Annotated in this window: 18 protein-coding genes; 11 read left to right on the forward strand and 7 right to left on the reverse strand. The window is 60.9% G+C overall.

All coding sequences use genetic code 11. From position 1 onward, the window contains the following. Positions 1-58: 58 nt before the first annotated feature. The gene (locus tag JK176_RS01845) at positions 59-1,534 is read left to right on the forward strand and encodes a cytochrome-c peroxidase (protein WP_249194096.1); all 1,476 of its coding nucleotides are present in this window, start codon (positions 59-61) and stop codon (positions 1,532-1,534) included. A 79-nt stretch (positions 1,535-1,613) separates the two neighbouring features. Here JK176_RS01845 and JK176_RS01850 read toward each other — a convergent pair whose 3' ends face one another. Then, a complete protein-coding gene (locus JK176_RS01850) occupies positions 1,614-2,798 on the reverse strand; it encodes a lipase family protein (protein ID WP_211586112.1) in 1,185 nt (394 codons plus the stop codon). 78 nt (positions 2,799-2,876) lie between these two features. Next, complete coding sequence (locus JK176_RS01855) at positions 2,877-3,134, reverse strand: hypothetical protein (protein WP_211586113.1); 258 nt, start codon at positions 3,132-3,134, stop codon at positions 2,877-2,879. Positions 3,135-3,290: 156 nt separating this feature from the next. Here JK176_RS01855 and JK176_RS01860 point away from each other — a divergent pair, with 156 nt between their 5' ends. Next, the gene (locus tag JK176_RS01860) at positions 3,291-3,854 is read left to right on the forward strand and encodes a Smr/MutS family protein (RefSeq protein WP_349291890.1); all 564 of its coding nucleotides are present in this window, start codon (positions 3,291-3,293) and stop codon (positions 3,852-3,854) included. 5 nt (positions 3,855-3,859) lie between these two features. Here the strand turns inward: JK176_RS01860 and JK176_RS01865 are convergent, their stop codons facing one another. Beyond that, on the reverse strand, positions 3,860-4,942 hold the full coding sequence (locus tag JK176_RS01865; RefSeq protein WP_211586114.1) for a hypothetical protein: 1,083 nt from the start codon (positions 4,940-4,942) through the stop codon (positions 3,860-3,862). Further along, positions 4,939-5,856: an oxygen-dependent coproporphyrinogen oxidase gene (gene hemF, locus JK176_RS01870; RefSeq protein ID WP_211586115.1), complete on the reverse strand. Its 918-nt coding sequence runs from the start codon at positions 5,854-5,856 to the stop codon at positions 4,939-4,941. The genes JK176_RS01865 and hemF overlap by 4 nt, the downstream gene beginning before the upstream one ends. A gap of 286 nt (positions 5,857-6,142) precedes the next feature. Between hemF and JK176_RS01875 the strand changes: the two genes are divergently transcribed. Then, entirely contained in the window at positions 6,143-7,033 is an 891-nt protein-coding gene (locus tag JK176_RS01875; RefSeq protein WP_211586116.1) for an S-methyl-5'-thioadenosine phosphorylase, read from the forward strand. A gap of 51 nt (positions 7,034-7,084) precedes the next feature. Here the strand turns inward: JK176_RS01875 and JK176_RS01880 are convergent, their stop codons facing one another. Then, a complete protein-coding gene (locus tag JK176_RS01880) occupies positions 7,085-7,348 on the reverse strand; it encodes a hypothetical protein (protein ID WP_249194100.1) in 264 nt (87 codons plus the stop codon). Positions 7,349-7,454: 106 nt separating this feature from the next. After that, positions 7,455-8,165: a dienelactone hydrolase family protein gene (locus JK176_RS01885; protein ID WP_249194101.1), complete on the reverse strand. Its 711-nt coding sequence runs from the start codon at positions 8,163-8,165 to the stop codon at positions 7,455-7,457. A 42-nt stretch (positions 8,166-8,207) separates the two neighbouring features. Between JK176_RS01885 and JK176_RS01890 the strand changes: the two genes are divergently transcribed. The 8 genes from JK176_RS01890 to JK176_RS01925 all read left to right on the forward strand — a co-directional run bounded on the left by JK176_RS01890 (position 8,208) and on the right by JK176_RS01925 (position 17,432). Then, positions 8,208-8,414 carry a DUF4169 family protein gene (locus JK176_RS01890; protein ID WP_099285287.1) on the forward strand — a complete coding sequence of 69 codons (207 nt, stop codon included), beginning with the start codon at positions 8,208-8,210 and terminating at the stop codon, positions 8,412-8,414. 129 nt (positions 8,415-8,543) lie between these two features. After that, positions 8,544-8,834: a co-chaperone GroES gene (gene groES, locus JK176_RS01895; protein ID WP_211574164.1), complete on the forward strand. Its 291-nt coding sequence runs from the start codon at positions 8,544-8,546 to the stop codon at positions 8,832-8,834. Positions 8,835-8,884: 50 nt separating this feature from the next. Beyond that, positions 8,885-10,525, forward strand: a complete 1,641-nt coding sequence (gene groL, locus JK176_RS01900) for a chaperonin GroEL (protein WP_062495641.1) — start codon at positions 8,885-8,887, stop codon at positions 10,523-10,525. Positions 10,526-10,801: 276 nt separating this feature from the next. Further along, entirely contained in the window at positions 10,802-13,765 is a 2,964-nt protein-coding gene (locus JK176_RS01905; RefSeq protein WP_211586117.1) for a TonB-dependent receptor domain-containing protein, read from the forward strand. Between the two features lie 160 nt (positions 13,766-13,925). Further along, positions 13,926-14,312: a hypothetical protein gene (locus tag JK176_RS01910; RefSeq protein WP_211586118.1), complete on the forward strand. Its 387-nt coding sequence runs from the start codon at positions 13,926-13,928 to the stop codon at positions 14,310-14,312. After that, complete coding sequence (locus JK176_RS01915; RefSeq protein ID WP_211586120.1) at positions 14,309-15,277, forward strand: hypothetical protein; 969 nt, start codon at positions 14,309-14,311, stop codon at positions 15,275-15,277. Before JK176_RS01910 ends, JK176_RS01915 begins: the two co-directional genes overlap by 4 nt. 51 nt (positions 15,278-15,328) lie before the next feature. After that, the gene (locus tag JK176_RS01920; RefSeq protein WP_211586121.1) at positions 15,329-16,189 is read left to right on the forward strand and encodes a heavy metal-binding domain-containing protein; all 861 of its coding nucleotides are present in this window, start codon (positions 15,329-15,331) and stop codon (positions 16,187-16,189) included. Position 16,190: 1 nt separating this feature from the next. Beyond that, entirely contained in the window at positions 16,191-17,432 is a 1,242-nt protein-coding gene (locus JK176_RS01925; protein ID WP_211586123.1) for a toxic anion resistance protein, read from the forward strand. Here JK176_RS01925 and JK176_RS01930 read toward each other — a convergent pair. Further along, on the reverse strand, positions 17,423-20,085 hold a 2,663-nt coding region (locus JK176_RS01930), incomplete at its 5' end, for an ATP-dependent DNA helicase (RefSeq protein ID WP_211586125.1). The two genes, JK176_RS01925 and JK176_RS01930, sit on opposite strands and share 10 nt — an antisense overlap.

Below are 20,085 nucleotides of genomic sequence, written 5' to 3' on the forward strand. Positions count from 1 at the left end.
AGGTTCAATCACTTTGACTTTGCGTGTCACTTTTCGACATTATCACGACACCGTGAGTATGAGGAGAAAAGTGGTGCGTTCCAGCACGATTACAAAGGGAATTGCCGGTCTGGTGGCGCTGGGCGTTGTCGCCTGGGGCGGGACTGTCACATATCTCGAGCATTTCGATCATGCTGGAGCACCGCAGCTTCCTGCCAGCAGCCCAACGCGTCAGGACCCGACGGCCATGGCGGCTTTTGCGGCTCTGCGCGAAGTGCGCTGCGATTACTGCCACACGCAGAATGCGAACCTGCCGTTCTATTTCAGCCTGCCGCTGGCCAACCAGATCATGAAGCGCGATCTGGTGCAGGGGCAGCGTCATTTTGAATATGCACCGGTTCTGGCCGCGTTGCAGCAGGGCAAGCCGCCTTCGGTCGAGCAGCTTTCCCGCATCGAAGAAGTCATCACCCAAAACCGTATGCCGCCGGCGGCCTATCTGCTGATGCATCCGCATGCCCATCTGAACGAAAAGCAGCGCGTGGATATCCTGAATTGGGTGCGTGAACAGCGCGAGCGTTATTATGCGACGTCGGGCGTGGCAGCGCAGTTCCGTGGCGAGCCGATCCAGCCAATTCCCGAGAATGTAGGCGTAGACTGGAAGAAGGCCGAACTTGGTCGGGCGCTGTTCTTCGACAAGGGCTTGTCGGGTGACGGAACGCTCAACTGTGCAAGCTGTCATGGTCTGGACAAGGGCGGCGTGGACAATCTGACGACCGCGACGGGTATTGGGGGCCAAAAGGGGCCGATCAATGTACCCAGCGTCTATAATTCCGTGTTCAGCATGTCCCAGTTCTGGAACGGTCGTGCGAAGGATCTGGCGGAGCAGGCAGCAGGGCCGGTCATGAACCCGCTCGAAATGGGTTCGCATGATTGGGCGACAGTGGCTGAGCATGTTCGGAGCACTCCCGCCTATGCCGGGCAGTTCGAGGCGGCATTCGGTTCCGATCAGATCGACAAGGACACGATCACGGGGGCGATTGCGGAATATGAAAAGACGCTGATCACGCCGGACAGCCGTTTCGATCTATATCTGAAGGGCGATGCGAAGGCGATTACGGCGCAGGAAAAGCGCGGCTATGAGCGCTTCAAGGAAATCGGCTGCTCAGGCTGCCATAGCGGTATTGCCGTGGGCGGTGACGCTTACGAGATTCTTGGGTTGGAAGGCCCGTATTTCGAAAACCGTCACACGAAGCTGACGGCTGCGGATGAGGGGCGTCTGTCTGTGACGCATGCGGAAGGCGATCGGGCGCGGTTCAAGGTTCCGAACCTGCGCAATGTCGAACTGACCGGGCCATGGCTGCATGATGGTTCGGCCACCACGCTGGAGCAGGTCGTTCGGGAAATGGCACGTTACGAGACCCCGGATCGGGACATTGCCGATCAGGATGTCGCGGATATCGTGGCGTTCCTCAAAACGCTGACAGGCAAGTACGAAGGCATTCCTCTGAAGGATGTGCCCGCTGACCAGCCGCTACAGGCTCCGGTCTCGAACTGAAGTCTGCGGAACCTGCGGAAATAAAAAACGGCCCCGGATCATCCGGGGCCGTTTTCTTATGGGCCTTGTCTGTAAGGGCTTATTGCTGCGGAACGGGGTTGCACTGCGGCGGGACGGGCTGCCCGGTCATGACTTCGTTGGTGAAGATCGCGGAATCGGCCAGAGAGCCGTTGACCGTCTCACTGTGGTTCAGACCCTTGTAGAGATGCGCCTGAACGAGCGATCCTGCGGCGCAGGCGGCTTTAACCAGCCCAAGCTGGAGCGCAGGTGGGACGTCACGGTCTTCTGTGCCCGTCCCGGTGAAGAGAGGCTGGGCCAGCTTGAGGGTTGGGAACTCCATGCCCTTCAGAGCCGGGCTGATGGCCTTGAGAAAGGTCGGCTGGAGCGTGTTGTGCAATGTCAGGCCAGCGGCCTGCGTCTGCTGGGACAGGGATGTCAGGCATTCATGCGCCGCCTTGCGATAGAAGGGCAGCGCCTTGGGGGTGAAGGCTTCTTCGGGACGGAAATGCGGGTCGTGTCCTGCCAGTCCGGTGGCAAGGTAGAGGACATAATCGACGAGCGGGCTGTAGCCTGCGTCGGGATGGGCGGCATTCTTGAGCAGATCCCCAAGAAGTTCGGGCGTGACGTAGGGGGCTCCGGTGGCTACGGTGCCGCGGATGTCCAGTTCGGGGGCGTAGGCCGGAGCGTAGGCCGCCGTAGCGACGGCGGCGCCACCGCCCTGAGACTGGCCGACAATCATGATTTTGTTTTTCAGGTCCGGCACGTTGGCCAGTGCGGCGCGGATGCTGTCGAGGACGCTATAGGCTTCGACCCGGGTGTCCAGATAGGCATGCGTGCCGGGTCCGCCGAGGCCCTGATAGTCCGTTGCGACGATAGCGAAACCGCGTTTCATCCATGTTGAAAGATAGGTGCTGTTGCGATCGTTATAGGGATTGAGGGAGGGCGCGCAGCTATCGTCCACGCCGACAGTGCCATGGGCCCAGGCGACAATTGGCCAGCCGCCCTGTGGTGCGGGGCCGGGGGGAAGGATGATTTCGGCCGTAACGGGAACGAGGCCCTTGCCGGTAATGCCGTTCGTCGAAAGATAAGTGATGCGCAGGGCGCGCCCGGCGTCTGGAAGGCTGAGCGCTGCGGCCAGCGGTGCCGAGGTTGTGATGGTTCCGGGTTTTTGAGCGCCGGATGGGGCTGCGGCCTGTGCCGCGCTGAAACAAAGGGCGGTGCTGGCGAGAAGGGGAGCAAATTTGCGCAGGAAAGGCAGGGGCATGGAAGATCCTAGGTCGGTCTTGGGCCGGTCTGGCGTTGCAAGCGAGACTGACGGCATGGTCCTTAACGTCAAGTGAATTTAAAATGGCTTTATGTAAGAGACGGCATCTGACGTGATGCGGGCAGTCCAATCGTCCTGCGCGAGGCGGCGGTCGGCGGCCTTGTCGATCCGCTCACGCTCTTCCGCCGTCAGCAGGCCGCGTTCGTATTCCTGTGTCGCGCGGGCCTTGGCGTTGCTGGCGCGGGCGCGGGTATCGATCGGGTAAGCGCGTTTTTCGGGCAGGGCGAAGGCACTGTCGGGAAGGCTGTCGCGCTCTTCCTGTGTCAGATGGCTCATGGTCCTGTTCTTTCGGAAAATGGAACCTGAGGTGTAAACGCATCCGCGGGCGGAAAGTCCCGAAAGAACATTGTTCAATGATGCTCGAAGCCGTTACATGCTCGGGGCCTGAACTGTCTGATGGACAAGGGCGGCCGGATAGGAAGTGAGGATAGTGTGGCGAAGCGGGATCTGAGGGAGGAGGAAGCGACGCTATGGCGGATGGTTGTCCGCGATATCAAGCCGTTGCGGTCTCCGCGCTCCCCGCGTCGTCTGGCGCCTGCGGCCAAGGTCGAGCCTCCTGCACCCGTACCCGAGGTCCCGCGCTCCATACCTGTCGTGACGGGACGCTCTTTCCTGCCTGTACAGTCTGAGAGGCCGAAACCGCGTCCTGCGGAGCTTTCGGTAGGTGTTCGCGCGCCGGGCTTGGATGATACGAGCTGGAAACGTCTGTCACGCGGGCAGATGAAGGTGGATGCGCGGCTCGATCTGCATGGCTATGTCGTGCAGGAGGCGTTCGAGCGACTGTATGATTTCATGCAGCGTGCGCGGGTTCGAAACTGGCGTTGTGTAGAGGTGGTGACGGGGCTTGGAAGCGGCGAGACCAGCGGGTTGATCCGTCGTGAGCTGCCAATGTGGCTTCAGCGCGGGGATCTGCGGTCGATGGTTCTGGCCGTTGTGCATCCCCATGCGGCCAATCATGGATCAGTCAGGATTTTGTTGAAAACGCGCCGTCGCTGACGCTGTCAGAGATGGCGTGTTTCCTGCCCCTCGCGCCAGCGCGGTGTATTGACGGAGAGCCAGCGGCGCAGGGCCAGCGTGGCGCCCAGATCGGGAACGGCACGTGAGAGGAACGGGGCCGCGTTGTCGCCTGTGACCAGCTTGAAATGATGCGTCTCGGCCCAGCGCCTCACACCGGTATCTGCCGTGGCAGCCGTGCAGGCGCGGTTCCATTGCGCGACGATCTCAGGCGGGGTCAGCATAGGGAGGGCAATGGCCATGGCCGTATCTGCGGCGGCGGAGACGGCCTGCCACGCGTGATAGAACGGCCCTTCGGGCGCGCGATGCCTCGCCTGCTGATAGGCTTCCATGAAAATGGGGATGGTCGTCGAATGCGTATCGGTCAGGTCGCCGGTGTAATAGATCGCGCTCGTGCCCTCGGGCAGGTTGGCGAGGACGTCATCAAGCGGTCGGTCGAGCGTGTAAGGAGAAATCTGCACGGCATCGACGGTGCCTTCGTGCAGGGCGGTCAGGGCGTTTGACGAATCCACATAACCGGGCACGGGAATGGGGCGCAGGCCGAGAAGCGAGAGGCCCATCAGGGCATTCAGTTCCGGGCCGCCGATGCGGGAGACGGCAAGGCGGACAGGATGATCGTGAAAGAACCCCGTCAGGCGGCTGCGCAAGGTCTTGTGCAGTTCGGCGCGGGCGATGACGACGGTCGTGGTGGAAGCCACCAGAACCGGGGTCCAGCGTCCGAAATCGTAATGGACGCGGGAATCGCCTGTCAGGGATGCCAGAAGTGTGGCGCCGGGAAAGGCCAGCGCCGTATTGCCGTCAGGCGCGCTGTTGGCGTCGAACAGGTTTGCGGCGCGAACGCCGTCCTGTCCGATATCGGGGGTCAGTTCGAGAGGCGTCGCCAGATCCAGTGTGTGGGAAATGGCGCCACTTGCCAGTTCTGCGAACTGGCCGGGGATGGAGGCGAGCGTGCCGCCCAGAAGGAGCTGAACATCCGTCAGAGTCCCGGCGCGGGCCGGGGTGTTCAGGAAGCGAGCGGTTCCGCCAAGGGCCGCCAGCCCTTTCAGGGCGGCACGTCGGGTCAGTCTCACGGCCAGCGGACTTCCGGCGGCATGCTCATGAGGATGGCTTCGGTGTTGCCGCCTGTCTTGAGACCGAACAGCGTGCCACGGTCATGCAGCAGGTTGAACTCCACATAACGGCCGCGACGGATGAGCTGGGCATCGCGGTCCGCTTCGGTCCATGGGGTGAACATCCGGCGGCGCACGACAGCGGGGTAGGCATCATGGAAGGCCATGCCGACATCCTTCGTGAAGGCGAAGTCCTGATCCACATTTCCGGTAGAGAACTGATCGTAGAAAATACCGCCCAGACCGCGTGGTTCGTTGCGGTGGGACAGGTGGAAGTAGCGGTCGCACCATTCCTTGAAGCGGGGGTAATGCTCCGGATCGTGCCGGTTGCAGGCATCTTCGAAGGATTTGTGGAAATAGTCCGCGTCCGATCGCGCTTCTGCGGTGTCGGGGAACATGGGCGTGATGTCCCCGCCGCCGCCGAACCAGCCCTTCGTCGTGATGATCATGCGCGTGTTGAAATGCGCGGCACTGACATGCGGATTGCACGGATGGGCGACGAGGGAGACGCCGGTTGCAAAGAAACGCGGGTCTTCTTCGGCACCTTGGATGTTTTTGCGGAATTCGGGGGAGAACTCACCCCAGACGGTCGAGACATTGACGCCGACTTTCTCGAATACGCGGCCGCGCATGACGGACATGACACCTGAACCGCCTTCCGGGCGGCTCCAGGCCGTGCGTTCGAAGCGGCCGGGGGCGGTGCGGTCGCGCAGGACCTGCGAACCACCTTCAGCGGCCTCGTCTTCGAGCTTTTCGTAGGACGCGCAGATGCGGTCACGGAGGGTTTCGAACCAGGCTTTGGCGTCCTGCTTGAGGGCGTCGTGAGGTACGTCTGGACGAACGGTTTCGGCGAAACCGGGGCTGATCTGGTCCATTTTTTCTTCCCCCGTCTATACAGGACAAAACTTCGTTACGCGCAGTGTCCTAGCAAATCGTGCCGTCGTCGAACAGTTGGCTGATGCATGACTGACGCCCATTGGTGGCGGGCATCCGTGGCGGGACGATGGCGCAAAGACGTTTTCATTTCGTAAAAACGCTGGGTTTTGTGAAAATATTTTGCTGAACGCGGGAAAGGGGCATGTCCGGCGTGCGAGGGTTGCGCGTCGGGCGTTCTCGTGGTCCAGAACGGGCGAGCGGACCAAACAACAGTCAGGAACAGACATGTCTTCGGAACAGGAAATCCAGCCCGTCATTGGTGTGATCGGTGGTTCGGGGCTGTACGATATCGACGGACTCGAAAACAAGGAATGGCGCAAGGTTGAAACGCCTTGGGGTGAGCCGTCCGACGAACTGCTGTTCGGGACGTTCGAGGGCGTACAGTGCGTGTTTCTGCCTCGTCATGGGCGGGGCCACCCCATTCCGCCGTCGCGCCTGAATTTCCGCGCCAATATCGATGCGCTCAAGCGTGCGGGTGTGACGGATATTCTGTCGCTTTCGGCGGTGGGGTCGCTCAAGGAAGAATTGCCGCCGGGGCATTTCGTGCTGGTGGACCAGTTCATCGACCGCAGCTTTGCGCGTGAAAAGAGCTTCTTCGACACCGGCTGCGTGGCGCATGTCGGGATGGCGGACCCGGTTTCGGCGCGCGTGCTGGATGTGGTGCAGGGTGAAGCGGCTTCGCTCGGTATTCCGTTCACGCGGGGCGGGACATATCTGGTGATGGAAGGGCCGCAGTTCTCCACGCGTGCCGAGAGCGAGCTCTACCGGTCCTGGGGCTGTTCGGTCGTGGGCATGACGAACATGCCGGAAGCCAAGCTCGCCCGCGAAGCTGAGATGAACTACGCGACCGTTGCGATGGTCACGGATTTCGACTGCTGGCACAGCGAGCATGACAGCGTGACGGTCGAGGCTGTCGTGAAGGTCATGACGGGCAATGCGGAGAATGCGCGTCGCCTTGTGAAGGCTGTCATTCCGGTGCTGGGTAAGAAGCGTCCGGTCGACGCCAGTGCAGAGCGCGCTCTGGATCATGCAATCATCACGGCTCCGGCTGCACGCGATCCGAAGCTGCTGGCCAAGCTCGATGCTGTGGCCGGACGTGTTCTGAAACAGGGCTGAGGCTCTGCTGAACGCCGCGCCTGCGTAAAACGGGCGCGGCGGAAACCATAATCAATCGAAATTATGGTTCGGGTCTGCGTTCAGGTCGATGCCTGCCCGTGCATCATCAATTTCCACGCCGTCCAGTTCCACCGGCGGCAGGTCCTTAACCGGAGTGCCCTGCGGCACTCCCTTGATTGCGATCAGGTCGGCGGCTTTTTCGAGATAGCCTTCTGGACCACAGTCCGGCTTGCCATCGGCTTCCCACAGAAGACGCGCTTCGTGACGGATCGCGGCATCGTGCTTAGGGTCGTTTTTGAGCGGATTGATGCTCATCTTGAAACTCCTGTCTGATCCGGTGCGGTATTCGCCGGGATTGTTATCAGTATAGACCCGTTTCACGGTTTTGCGACAGTCTGTGTCACCGTGTCGGGAGAGTGCTTCAGGCGAGATGTGTTTTCAGAAAATCAACGCTGCGGGACCAGGCGAGGTCACGGGCGTCCTTGTTGAAGCTCGGACGTTCGGGGCAACCGAAACCATGACCGGCGTCGTCATAGACATATTCCTCGACCTCGGGGCGGGCGTCGCGGATCTTCTGGATTTCGGTGTGGGGGATGGAGGAATCCTCGCCGCCGAAATGCAGCTCGACCGGACAGTGCGGCGCGGTATCGACATGGTTGCCGATGCTGCCACCATACCAACTGACGGCCGCGTCCACGTTATGGGTCTGGGTCGCCGTCAGCCATGCAAGCAGACCGCCCCAGCAGAAGCCGATGATACCGACTTTCCGGTGTCCGGCATCACGCAGGGCCTTCGCGCAGGCAGCAATATCGGTAAGCGTCTTGTCGGACGGAATCTGGCTACGGAGTTCGAGGCCTTCCGTCACGCCAGCCTGTGAGTAAGGCAGGATGACATCGGCTTTTGCACGGTCGAAAACGGCCGGGGCAATGACGTGGAAGCCTTCTGCGGCGAAGTCGTTGCAGACATTGCGGATATGGTCGGTGAGGCCGAAAATTTCCTGCACGACGATGAGGGCGAGGGGCGACTCCGCCGAGCCTGCCTCATACGCACCGAAGCTGTGTCCGTCTGAAGCTGCCAGCTTGACCATCTGGCCTGATGCGGGGGTTTTCTTGTCCGATGGGCTGTGTTTCATGTCTGTCTATCCAGTTTTGTCATGCCCGAAAGGCCATGAATCATGAGCGACGTCATCAATCTCCGCCGGGAACGCAAACGCCGCAAGGGCGTTGAGGATGCCAAGGTTGCGGATGCCAATCGTCGTTTGTATGGACGGACCAAAGGCCAGAAACTGACGGAAAACATGGAAAAACAGCGGCTGAAAAGCCTGCTTGACGGGCGGAAACTTTCTTCTGGTCCGTCTGGGAACGACAGCGAGAAACCTTGACGGAAACGGGTTGGGCGCCTATGTCATTGGCACTCTCCATACGAGAGTGCCAAATGCACTGCAGTCATTGAGTGCAGCAACCCGGTCATGCTGCTTTTTACAAGGGTGTGACCAATAATGGAGCGATCCATGACGAAGTTTCGTCCCCTTCACGACCGCGTGGTGGTCCGTCGCCTGACGGGCGAAGAGAAGACCGCCGGCGGCATCATCATTCCTGACACCGCCAAGGACAAGCCGACCGAAGGCGAAGTCGTTTCCGTCGGCCCGGGTGCCCGCAACGAGCAGGGCCAGACCGTGGCTCTGGACGTCAAGGCTGGTGACAAGGTGCTGTTCGGCAAGTGGTCCGGCACCGAGGTCAAGATCGACGGCGAAGAGCTGCTGATCATGAAAGAGAGCGACATCATGGGTGTGATCGGCTGATCAGCCGTCCCCGTTTCCTCTCGTAAAAACCTCATTCAGGAGTAAGAATTATGGCTGCCAAGGACGTAAAGTTCGGCGCTGATGCCCGCGAGCGTATGCTGCGTGGCGTTGATATCCTCGCAAATGCCGTCAAGGTCACGCTCGGCCCGAAGGGTCGTAACGTTGTTCTCGACAAGAGCTTTGGCGCACCGCGCATCACCAAGGACGGTGTGTCGGTTGCCAAGGAAATCGAACTGGCTGACAAGTTCGAGAACATGGGCGCCCAGATGGTCCGCGAAGTCGCGTCCAAGACGAACGACATCGCAGGCGACGGCACCACGACTGCAACCGTGCTGGCCCAGGCCATCATCCGTGAGGGCGCCAAGGCTGTTGCTGCTGGCATGAACCCGATGGATCTCAAGCGCGGCATCGACAAGGCTGTCGGCGTTGTTGTTGAAGAGCTGAAGAACAACACCAAGAAGATCACGTCTCCGGAAGAGATCGCTCAGGTCGGAACGATTTCCGCCAACGGCGAGACCGAAATCGGCGAGATGATCGCTTCTGCCATGCAGAAGGTTGGTTCCGAAGGCGTCATCACGGTTGAAGAAGCCAAGGGCCTGCACACGGAACTCGACGTTGTCGAGGGCATGCAGTTCGACCGCGGCTACATCTCCCCGTACTTCGTGACGAACCCTGAGAAGATGACGGCTGATCTCGACAGCCCGTACATCCTGATCCACGAAAAGAAGCTCTCCTCGCTTCAGCCGATGCTGCCGCTTCTCGAAAGCGTTGTGCAGTCTGGCCGTCCGCTGGTGATCATCGCCGAAGACGTTGATGGCGAAGCACTTGCCACGCTGGTCGTGAACAAGCTGCGTGGTGGCCTGAAGATCGCTGCCGTCAAGGCTCCGGGCTTCGGTGACCGTCGCAAGGCCATGCTGGAAGACATCGCCATTCTGACGGGCGGTCAGGTGATTTCCGAAGACATCGGGATCAAGCTGGAATCCGTCACGCTCGAAATGCTGGGTCGCGCCAAGAAGATCCACATCGAGAAGGAAAACACCACGATCGTCGAAGGCGCTGGTAACAGCGACGACATCAAGGGTCGTTGCAACCAGATCCGCGCGCAGATCGAGGAAACGACGTCTGACTACGATCGCGAGAAGCTTCAGGAGCGTCTGGCGAAGCTGGCTGGTGGCGTTGCCGTCATCCGCGTCGGTGGCAGCACCGAAGTCGAGGTGAAGGAGCGCAAGGATCGCGTTGACGACGCTCTGCACGCAACCCGCGCGGCTGTTGAAGAAGGCATCGTTCCGGGCGGTGGCACGGCTCTGGCCCGTGCATCCTCTGCTCTGAAGGGGCTGACCTTCGACAACGACGACCAGCGCGTCGGTGGCGAGATCGTCCGTAAGGCTCTGCAGGCTCCGCTGCGCCAGATCGCCTTCAACGCTGGTGAAGACGGTGCAGTCATCGCAGGCAAGGTGCTTGAGAACGACGGTTATGTCTTCGGTTTCGACGCCCAGAAGGGTGAGTACAAGGATCTGGTCGCGGCCGGTATCATCGACCCGACCAAAGTTGTCCGTACGGCCCTGCAGGATGCTGCTTCGGTCGGCGGTCTGCTGATCACGACGGAAGCCATGGTTGCTGAACGCCCCGAGAAGAAGGCTCCGGCCGGCGCTCCGGGTGGCATGGGCGGCATGGGCGACATGGACTTCTGATCGAAGTCCGGTCCGTCTTTCGCCTCTTTTACGAAAGAGGCGGGATGCCAGATCTGTTGCAAAAAAGCCTCTGGCCTTCGGGTCAGAGGCTTTTTAAATTTCAGTTTAATTACTGAATCCAAACCAAAACCCTGGCTGGGTATAACCGTTGCATTTATCACACATGTTGCATTCAAGTGCCCTCTGAAGACATGGCTGGTATGTATTTTTCGTGACAGTCACGCTCTGAGATCTTTAGACAGGGAACAACATTCTTCTGAAGGATTTTGTTCTTTGATGAGCACATCTCGTCGCCACCTGTTGCTGTGTGCATCAATTCTCGGAGTTGGGACCCTGTCAGGAACGGCTTTCGCCGCTTCCACGACACAGCCGGAACACCGTTCCCACAAGGCTGTGCATCACAAGACAGCCGCTTCGACGACTGCTGCAAAACCTGCTGTTACGCCCGTGCAATCCGTGGCTGTGCCTGTCGCCACGACGGCTCCGACCTCTGTCAGCCGCCGTCGTGCTGCTGTTCTTGAGGCACAGGGCGTGTCGGGTGGTTCCGAGCGTATGGTCGTTACGGGATCGGCGCTTGCCTCCTCGAACAACCAGAACGCCAACCCTGTCCAGATCGTGACGGCCAAGCAGATTCAGCAGACGGGCGCCACGACCCTCAGCGACTTCTTCGCGCGTATTCCGTCCATCGGCGGAACGGGCACGAACAATTCTGAGACCAACGGAACGGGCGGTGCATCCTGCACTGACATTCGTAACCTTGGTTCCAACCGCGTGCTCGTCCTGATTGACGGCAAGCGTGCAACGCTGAACGGCCAGACGAACTGTATCGATCTGAACGCGCTTCCGGTTCAGCAGATCGCCAGCGTCGAAATCCTGAAGGATGGTGGTTCCGAGCTTTACGGCGCTGACGCCGTCTCGGGCGTCATCAACATCAAGATGCGTCATGATCTGTCGGACGGAAACATCACCATCCGCGGTGGCATCACCGGTCATGGCGACAACGACACCGGTATGATTTCCGCCTACAAAGGTTGGAACTTCGATCACGACAAGGGCAACCTGACGCTGTTCGGTCAGTATATGACGCAGGGCGGTGTTCTTCAGCGTAACCGTGGCTGGGCCAATCCGGTGCAACTCACGGATAATCCCGTGGGCTCGGGTGGAGAAGTTTTCGGATCAGGTTACTCGAACTATACGCATGTTCAGAACAGTACGACTGGTCTGAACGCCGCAGTTGCTCCTGATGGAAAAACAGTGAGCAACTGGGGTTCCAGCAATCGTTATCCGTATGGCCAGCATCAGAGCCTAATCAACCAGCTTCAGAATTCCAGCCTCTCGGGTGATTTCCACTACGAGTTCAACCGCCATGCCAATCTGTATTCCAATGTGATGTATTCACATCGGACCAGCTCCAGCTACATGGCGGCCGAACCGTTTGACGGCTCTGTTCCTCCCAGCACGCTACCGTCCGTTCTGACGGTGCCGGCTAATGATCCGAACAACCCGTTCGGTCAGGATGTCGACATCACGAAGCGTCTGACGGAACTTGGAGATCGTCGCGACGAGAACGCCACCGATACGGTCACCTCCAAGGTGGGCATGAACGGTGCGATCGCTTACGGCTGGGATTACGACGTTTCGTATACCTACGGTTCGAACATGTCGACGGATCATCTGGAGAACGTTGGATCGTACACGAACCTGCTGAATGCTTATGGTCTGCAGCAGGTCGATCCTTCTAACTCGGCCAGCGCTCTGCTTTATAATCCGAGCGTCTGCCCGTCTTTCGGATGCAGCAATCCGTTCGGAACGATGGGCAAGCAGGCTGCTTCCTACGTCAACTACAACACCAACACGCATTCGCACTACCAGCTTCGTGACTGGAACCTGCGCATCAACAACAACCATGTGACGACGATGCCCTGGAAGGGCGGCGGCGATCTGGGTATGGCGTTTGGTTTCGAGCATCGTGGCGAACAGCTGACCAACACGCCTGATCCGTTGATCGTCAGCGGGCAGAGCCTGACCAACACGGTTCTTCCGACCAGTGGTGGCTTTGATGTGACGGAAGGGTATGCGGAAGCCAAGGCGACGCTGCTCAAGAACGTCTTCCTTGCAAAGGATCTGACGATCGACGCGCAGGGTCGTGCGTCGGGCTACAGCACGACTTCCGAGACGGCGAAGAACTGGAAGGCGTCCATCAACTGGGCACCGACGCAGGATATTCGTTTCCGTGGCACGATCGGAACGTCCTATCGCCAGCCGAACGTGTATGAACTGTATGGCGGTCAGTCGCTCAGCTATAACCTTGCCAACGATCCCTGCGATGCCGGACAGGTCGGCACATATGGTGCGGCTTCGGCGACGGTTGCGGCAACCTGTGCGAAGCAGGGCATCAATACATCCACTTTCCATCAGTCTGGTACGGGCCAGGTTCCGACGCTGGGTGGTGGCAACGCTCATCTTGCACCTGAAATCGGGCGGACCTACACGTTCGGTACGATCATCACGCCGCGCTGGATCCCGAACCTCTCCATTTCCGGTGAGTTCTGGCACTACTCGGTCAACCACACGATCAGCGCACTTCCGACACAGTATATTCTGGACGGATGCTACACGGGTACCAGCCCTTCGCTGTGCAATACTGTGAACCGTCTGGCGAATGGCCAGATCAACACGGTTTCGGCAACGAACCAGAACACCGGTGCTCTGCATGAAAGTGGTGTGGACTTCGATTTCGACTATCGTATTCGCGTTGCCCCTCACGATGTCCTGTCGGTCTCCAACAACTTTCAGTATCTGCTGAACTACACGCAGCAGCTCGTTCCGGGTGGCGCGTTCACCAACTATACCGGTGCGCTGCTGTATGCGGGTGGCCCGAACAACGCAAATGCATCCTATGGCATTCCGCGTGTTCGTGACTATGCGACGTTCGGCTGGACGCATGGTGCGTTCACGGCGACATACATGATGCAGTTCATCGGCGGCATGCGCTGGAACGATCAGTCCGAGTTCCTGAATTCCACCACGGCGGGCCGTTACAAGACCCCGATGATGATCGAACAGGATCTGACGCTGGCGTACCGCTGGAAGAAGTGGAACTTCGAGAGCGGCATTAACAACATTACCAACAAGAAGCCTCCGTTCGTGGCCAGTGGCGTGGATAACAGCGCCGGCGCGACCTATGGCAGCTTCTATCAGGGTCGTTATTTCTTCCTGCAGGCAGGCATGAATTTCTGATCCTGACACTCTGAATGACGGCTTGGACCATTGGTCCTGAAAAGCCCCCGGTCATTGCGACCGGGGGCTTTTTTTATGTGAACTTTTCGAAAGCGGAATTTCCTGATTGACGGGAGAGGAAACCTGTCGAACTGTAACAGCCGATGTCGAAGAGGGGCTCATGACCGGGAATATCGACGATCTTGCGGCGCTGATCCGGGATGCTGAAGGCGGTCGGGAGCGTTTTTTGGAAAAGTTCGCCGCTTTCTGCGAGCAGGCCTTTCCGCGTCAGTCAACCGTGACGCGCAAGACACGCGGATGGCTGAAACGCACGGTCGATATCGAGGAGCTTGCCCTTCGGTTTGAAACACGAGTTTTCGTGCTCCGGCGTAACGGAACCGGGGTGGTCGCCGAGATTGCCCACGAGGTTCGCGGGGTGGTCATCAGCCGTAAGCAGGTTCCGGCCCGGGACTGGATCACGGAGTTGCGTCAGAAAATCCATGAAGCTGGGCTGGCCGTTTCGGGTGAGGGGCACGCAGCCGCCGAACTGACGGATTTTCAGCCGTGATGCGCCTGTTTCCGTGGTCCTCCGGTCCGAAAAAAGAGGCCGAGGCACGGGCGTTTCACGAGCTTGGCGGTCGGGCACGTCCTCTGGTGCGTCTGGGATCGGTGCGACAGGCGCTTCTGACGCCGTCCATGGCGATCATGCCGCTGGGCAATGTCCATGCCGAAACCTGGTGGAAGTCCGGGATGAACTGGCAGGCCGTGCATGAAGCTGGCTGGCGCACGGCAACGGACCGCATCCGCGAGCAGGCGCGAGCGTTGGGGGCGGCAGCGGTTCTGAACCTGCGATACCGGCTTGAGCATCATGGCGGGGCGCTTGGGTTCATGTTGCATGGTGAGGCGGTGCATGTGCCGCAGCTTGAACGTCTGGATGTGCTCTCTTGCGTGCCGTGGAATGCGGCGACGCTGGATGTGGCGCTTGCAGCCGGGATCGTGCCTGTGAATTACGGCGTCGGGACCTGGGAAGACATTCGCTACACCGGGCCTCTGGAAGGCTTTTTTGATGCGTTCAGCATTGGGGAAAGCGCTCTTTTGACGCAGGCCAAGCGGGCGGCTCGGGATGCAGCGGCGCTGAGTTTGCGGAACGATCCGGCCTGTCGGAACTGGGACGGGGCGCTGGGGCATGACGAGATCGTCGGACTGACAGTGCAGTCGGAACGGGGCGTCGTGAAGTCGCTCCGGGTTCGGGCGGCTGTGAGTATTCTTGGATATCGGCGCATCGGCGGTCAGGGTTCGGTGTCGCCTGCGATGGTCTGCGGACTGGATGATGCGGTTCGTTCGGGCTTGCAGCATCGGCCGCTTTTCGTCGGGGTTTCGAACCGGATCGAGGTTGAGGAGGAGGCTGGCGAACGGGGCAGGGATGGCCGCGTCGAGGCGGCTGTTCTGGGCCTTGAAGTCGGCGGTGAGGTTGTTAGCGAGGTCGTCGAGGGACTGGATGGTCTGTTTGACGGCTTGAATGATCTGTTCTGAGGCGCGTTCCAAGCGGCCTCGTGATGTTGTGGATTTTACGGCGGGAGTCCCATGGGTATCTTCGATCAGGTTCCGGGTTTTGACGCGCTTCCTCCGGGATGGGGCGGGAGTGGCTCTTCTGAACCGGCGCAGAGTGGGGGGCAGATGCCGCCAGCGAGAGCGTCTGGCGGGAGAGTTGCGACGTCGGATTTCAGCGTGCGCGAACTACTGGTTGTCGAGCAGGCCGGATTCCGGGCTCTAGGGTTGTGTCTGGGCAACAGCATCTGGAAGGTGCAGGCCAATACGCAGTTTCGCAACACGTCCTATGAACTGACGGATCTGACGGGGGCCATGTATGGCGCGCGTGAGAAGGCCGTTGAGATCATGCGCGAGGAAGCCGAGCAGCTTGGCGCGGACGGGATCGTGGGAACGCGTCTGGAGATTTCACAGCTTGCCGATAGCGGCATGCTGGAGTTCCGGGCGTTCGGGACGGCGATCGTGCATGCGGAAGGGCACTCTGGCTATCGGCGGCCGGACGGACGACCATTCACGTCTGATCTGTCAGGGCAGGATTTCGCGCTGGCGCTGCGCTCGGGGCGGCGGCCTCTGGATCTGGTTCTGGGATGTTGCGTGCAGCATATTCCGCGCCGCAGCCTGATGACGACGCTCAAACAGGCCATGCAGTGCGTGGAACTGGATCTGTTCACGCAGGCCTATTACACGGCGCGCGAGCATGCGATGGAGCGGATGTCGGCCCATGCGGCGGAAGTCGGGGCCAATGAAATCATCGGGACGACATTGCGCGAGGAATCGCATGTCTGGGGCGATCATATCGTCGAGTTTCTGGCTATCGGCACCGCCATGTACGACACTGGAAAGCCGGACCCGAATTTCCGTATCGATCCGACCTTTACCCTGACGCTGGATAACTGACATGAGTGCTGACGAGACCAGACCGCTAGATCTGAGCGATCTTTATGCTGATGAGCCCGCACCGGTTCCTGTGAAGGTTGAAGTGCCGGTTTCCAGCAGTGCCGTTCCGGTGGCGCTGGAGCCGATGCCCGCTTTTCCGCGGCTGGTGGAAATCAGCCGTCTGCCAGCGGATATGGTTGAGGAGGCGCATCGGCGGGCGGAGACGATCGATTTCGGAGATCTGAACACGCTTCTGTCGCACGGGATGGGCGCGCTTGGGGAGCTTGCGAAGGTTTCGGACCGGATGCTGGCAGGGCGGACGCTGGGCGAAAGTGATGCGGTCGGGGAAATCGCGGCGGGTGTTCTGGATGGCGTGAAGATCCTGCGGATCGGAGATTTGCAGAAGCTGGCGCGTGGCGAAGGTGGGGCGCCGGGGGGCTTTCTGGCAAAGATGGGCGGTCTGCTGGGTGGGGCGAAAGACGCGCTCAGCGGGTTTGCCGAGAACCGCAAGAAGTTCAACGCCCTGATGGATCAGCAGGAAGCCAAAGCGCGGGTGACGATTGCCGATCTCAAGCGGAACATCACGTCCTTCGAGGATATGTATCAGGCTCTGCGGCATGGGGTGCGGGAACTGAACATTGATATCGCAGCCGGGCAGCTTGCGCTTGAAGAGGGTGAGCGGAAAGTCGAAGCGCTACGACAGCATGCGCTGGAGACACAGGACCCTGTGGATGCGGCTGAAGTCATGGAACTGCGTGGACGTCTGGCGAATTTCTCAGGGCATCTGAGCGAGCAACGCGAAGGGCTGATGCGGGCGGCGCTGACCATTCCGATGATCAAGAGCACGCGCGAGGCCGCGGAAGCGCGGATCATGGCGCTGCATTCGGCGCTGACGAAGACCATTCCCAACCTGAAAGCGGCCTGCGCGGTGGCCGTGGGACAGGTGGACAACCGCAATGCCGCTACCGCGCGCGATGCGCTGAACGAGGCGGACCGCAAGATCCTTGGACTCGTGGCCGACGGTGCGCTGGATGCGGCGCGGACGACTGCCGCCAGCCGAGGTGTGGACCCGCGACAGATGGAAGCACTGACGCAGGCGGCGGACAAGGTCACGCAGGCTCTGGGCGAAATGGCGCAAAATGACAGGCTCGCAGCCGAAAGGGCGCAGGAGCAGGAAAAAGAACTGCATCAGCTTCGGGACCGTCTGGCGAGCAGCATGCGCAGCCTGGCGCAACAGTCGGTACAGCCCTTGGCTCAGCCCTGAAGGAGGGGCGGTTCGTTTTCCTGTGTCTCAGGGCGCAGGAAGCGGGCGATGTCTTCCAGCGCATCGGCCAGAGACATGCGGCGGACGTCCACGCCGTCGGGAAAAGCTGAGAGCAGGCGTGAGGGCATGCGGCGGTCCAGCATGATGAACACGCCACGGTCATTGCCCTGACGAATCAGGCGGCCGAACGCCTGACGCAGTCGCATCCGGGTGATGCGGTCGTCATAATCGCCGGGACGGCCTTCCGACAGCAGGCGGCGGCGTTCGCGGTGCAGGATGTCGGGGCGGGGCCAGGGCGTCTTTTCAAACACGACCATGCGCAGGGCCTCGCCGGGAACATCCACACCGTCGCGCATCGCGTCCGTTCCCAGTAGGCAGCTATGGGTTTCGGTGCGGAAGACGTCCACGAGGGTCGCGTTGTCCATGGCATCGACATGTTGCGCGTAGAGGGGAAAGCCCTGCGTTTCCAAAGGTTCGTGGATGCGGCGATGGACTTCTCGCAGGCGGCGAATGGCTGTGAACAGGCCGAGCGCACCGCCCCCGGCGGTTTCGAACAGGGCACGGAAGGCATGGGCCAGCGAGGCGATTTCGCCAGAAACGTCCGTAATCACATAAGCGCGTGTCTGCGTGGCGTAGTCGAACGGACTCATGACCGAGGCGCGGATGGGCGGCTTGAGGAAATGCGTGGCGCCCAGACGTAGTTCGGCTGCGTGCCAGCTTGCTTCGTTCTGCGCGTCGCCATGGCCGGTCTGGTCGCGCAGGGTGGCGGAGGTCAGCAGCAGGCCGTGGGCGGGTGTCTGAATCGTCGAGACGAACGGGATGGTCGGGTCCAGCCAGTGCCGGTACAGGCCGATATCATGGTCGCCTTGTGTGGCGCGGGTGCGGGGCAGGCGCTCGGTGCGGATGAAGTCCACGAAAGTGGGGGTGACGTCTGGTTCTGGCGGTGTTTGCAGCGCGTCAAGCATCCCGATCCAGCCGGACAGGCGACTGATGGCGCGGCGGTGCAGGGTGCGGATCATGGCCTCGATGCGCTGGCGGGTCGGGGCGTCCATTTCCGCATCGTCCTCGACCTGTGCGGCGAGGCGGTCTGCCAGAAGTCGGATGGGATCGCGCAGGCGGGTCAGGGCGCGGCTGAGGATTTCGGAGGCAGCTGCTACGTCGTCGTTAACGGGGTGCAGATCGCATTCAGCAGAAATGTATCCGTCCCGAGGGTCTTTGGTCTGTCGCGCGCGGAGTTGCTGGTCGAGCGAGCGCAGGAAGGCTTCGGACGGGTTTTCCGGCGCGGGTTCGGCTGGGATCAGTAGGACGGGCGCATCCTCGGAAGGCGGTAAGATGCTTTCGTCAGCGGGGCTCTCGGGGCGCAGGCGCCTGCTCCAGCCGGGGGCGGGGAGGCTTCTTGCGGCCTGAAGCGCGGCTTGCAACGGCGTGTCGATCATGGGCAGGCGTTCGACCAGATCGTCGAGGCGCCGTTGCAGACCCCGCGCGCGGGAACGGCTGCCTTCCGCGCCGAGAAGCCAGCGACGGAGTTCGGCGGCTTCAAGCCCGGAGAGGGCCGTGGCGAAAGCGCTGTCGGCAGCGTCGGGGATGTGATGGCCTTCGTCGAAAACATAGCGGGTGGGTGTGGTGTCTTCGTCCGGCAGACCGGGTGGCGCGAGGGAGGCCCAGGCCGCTTGTGAAAGAACGAGGGCGTGATTGGCCACAACCAGATCGGCCTGACGGGCGCGGCGGATTCCATGCTCGACAAAGCAGGTCTGATAATGCGGGCAGGCGGCGTGGATGCATTCGCCGCGCCGGTCTGCGATGCCGAACAGCGTGCCATGCCCGAAGAGTTCGCCGAACCAGCCGGGGAGGTCCCCGCCCATGAGATCGCCGTCGCGGCTGGCTTCGGCCCATCGGGCGAGCAGGGCCATCGGCAGGAGCGCGGCGTAACCGTCAGGGCCACGGGAACTGGCGACGTTGAGCAGGTCTTCCATGTTCAGCAGGCAGAGATAGTTTTCCCGGCCTTTGCGAACGACGACTTTCTCGCGAAGAATCTTTTCACCCGGATAGAGGCGGCGGAGTTCCTGCTCGATCTGGCGCTGGAGATGGCGGGTATAGGTGCTGATCCAGACGGCGCCGTCATTCTGTTCGGCCCAGAGGCTGGCGGGCGCGATATAGCCAAGCGTCTTGCCTGTGCCGGTTCCGGCTTCGGCGAGAACGACATTGGGGGAGCCTATGCTTTCGCGCGGCTCGAACGCGCCAGTGGCGACAGAGGCGAAATCGGCCTGTCCGGGGCGGATTTCGGCGTTTTCTCCTAGAATTTCTCGCAGGCGCTGACGGGCTGCGTTTGGTGAGACCGGCTGGCTTCCGGGGGCAGGGCGCGGGGCGGTTTCTTCCCAGCGCGGCAGACGCTTCCAGATGCGGATGGCTTCGTAGGGATGAGCGCCTGTCGTGTCTTGGGGAGTTCCGAGGACGTCTGTGACTTCGCCGCTCCAGGCCCATCCGGCGCGGGTCAGGGGGACCATCAGAGCGCGCAGGCGCGTACCTTCGGGTGTTGCGGCCTTGTGGCGCAGTTCGTCGAGCAGGGTTTCGCACAGAACTGGCAGGAGGTCCGCGCTAATGGTTTCGGGCGGGTCGATTCCGAGGGCGAGGGCCAGTCCGCGCGGGGTGGGGG

It is taken from the genome of Gluconobacter sp. Dm-73, from assembly GCF_018256215.1.
Taxonomy (GTDB): domain Bacteria; phylum Pseudomonadota; class Alphaproteobacteria; order Acetobacterales; family Acetobacteraceae; genus Gluconobacter; species Gluconobacter cadivus.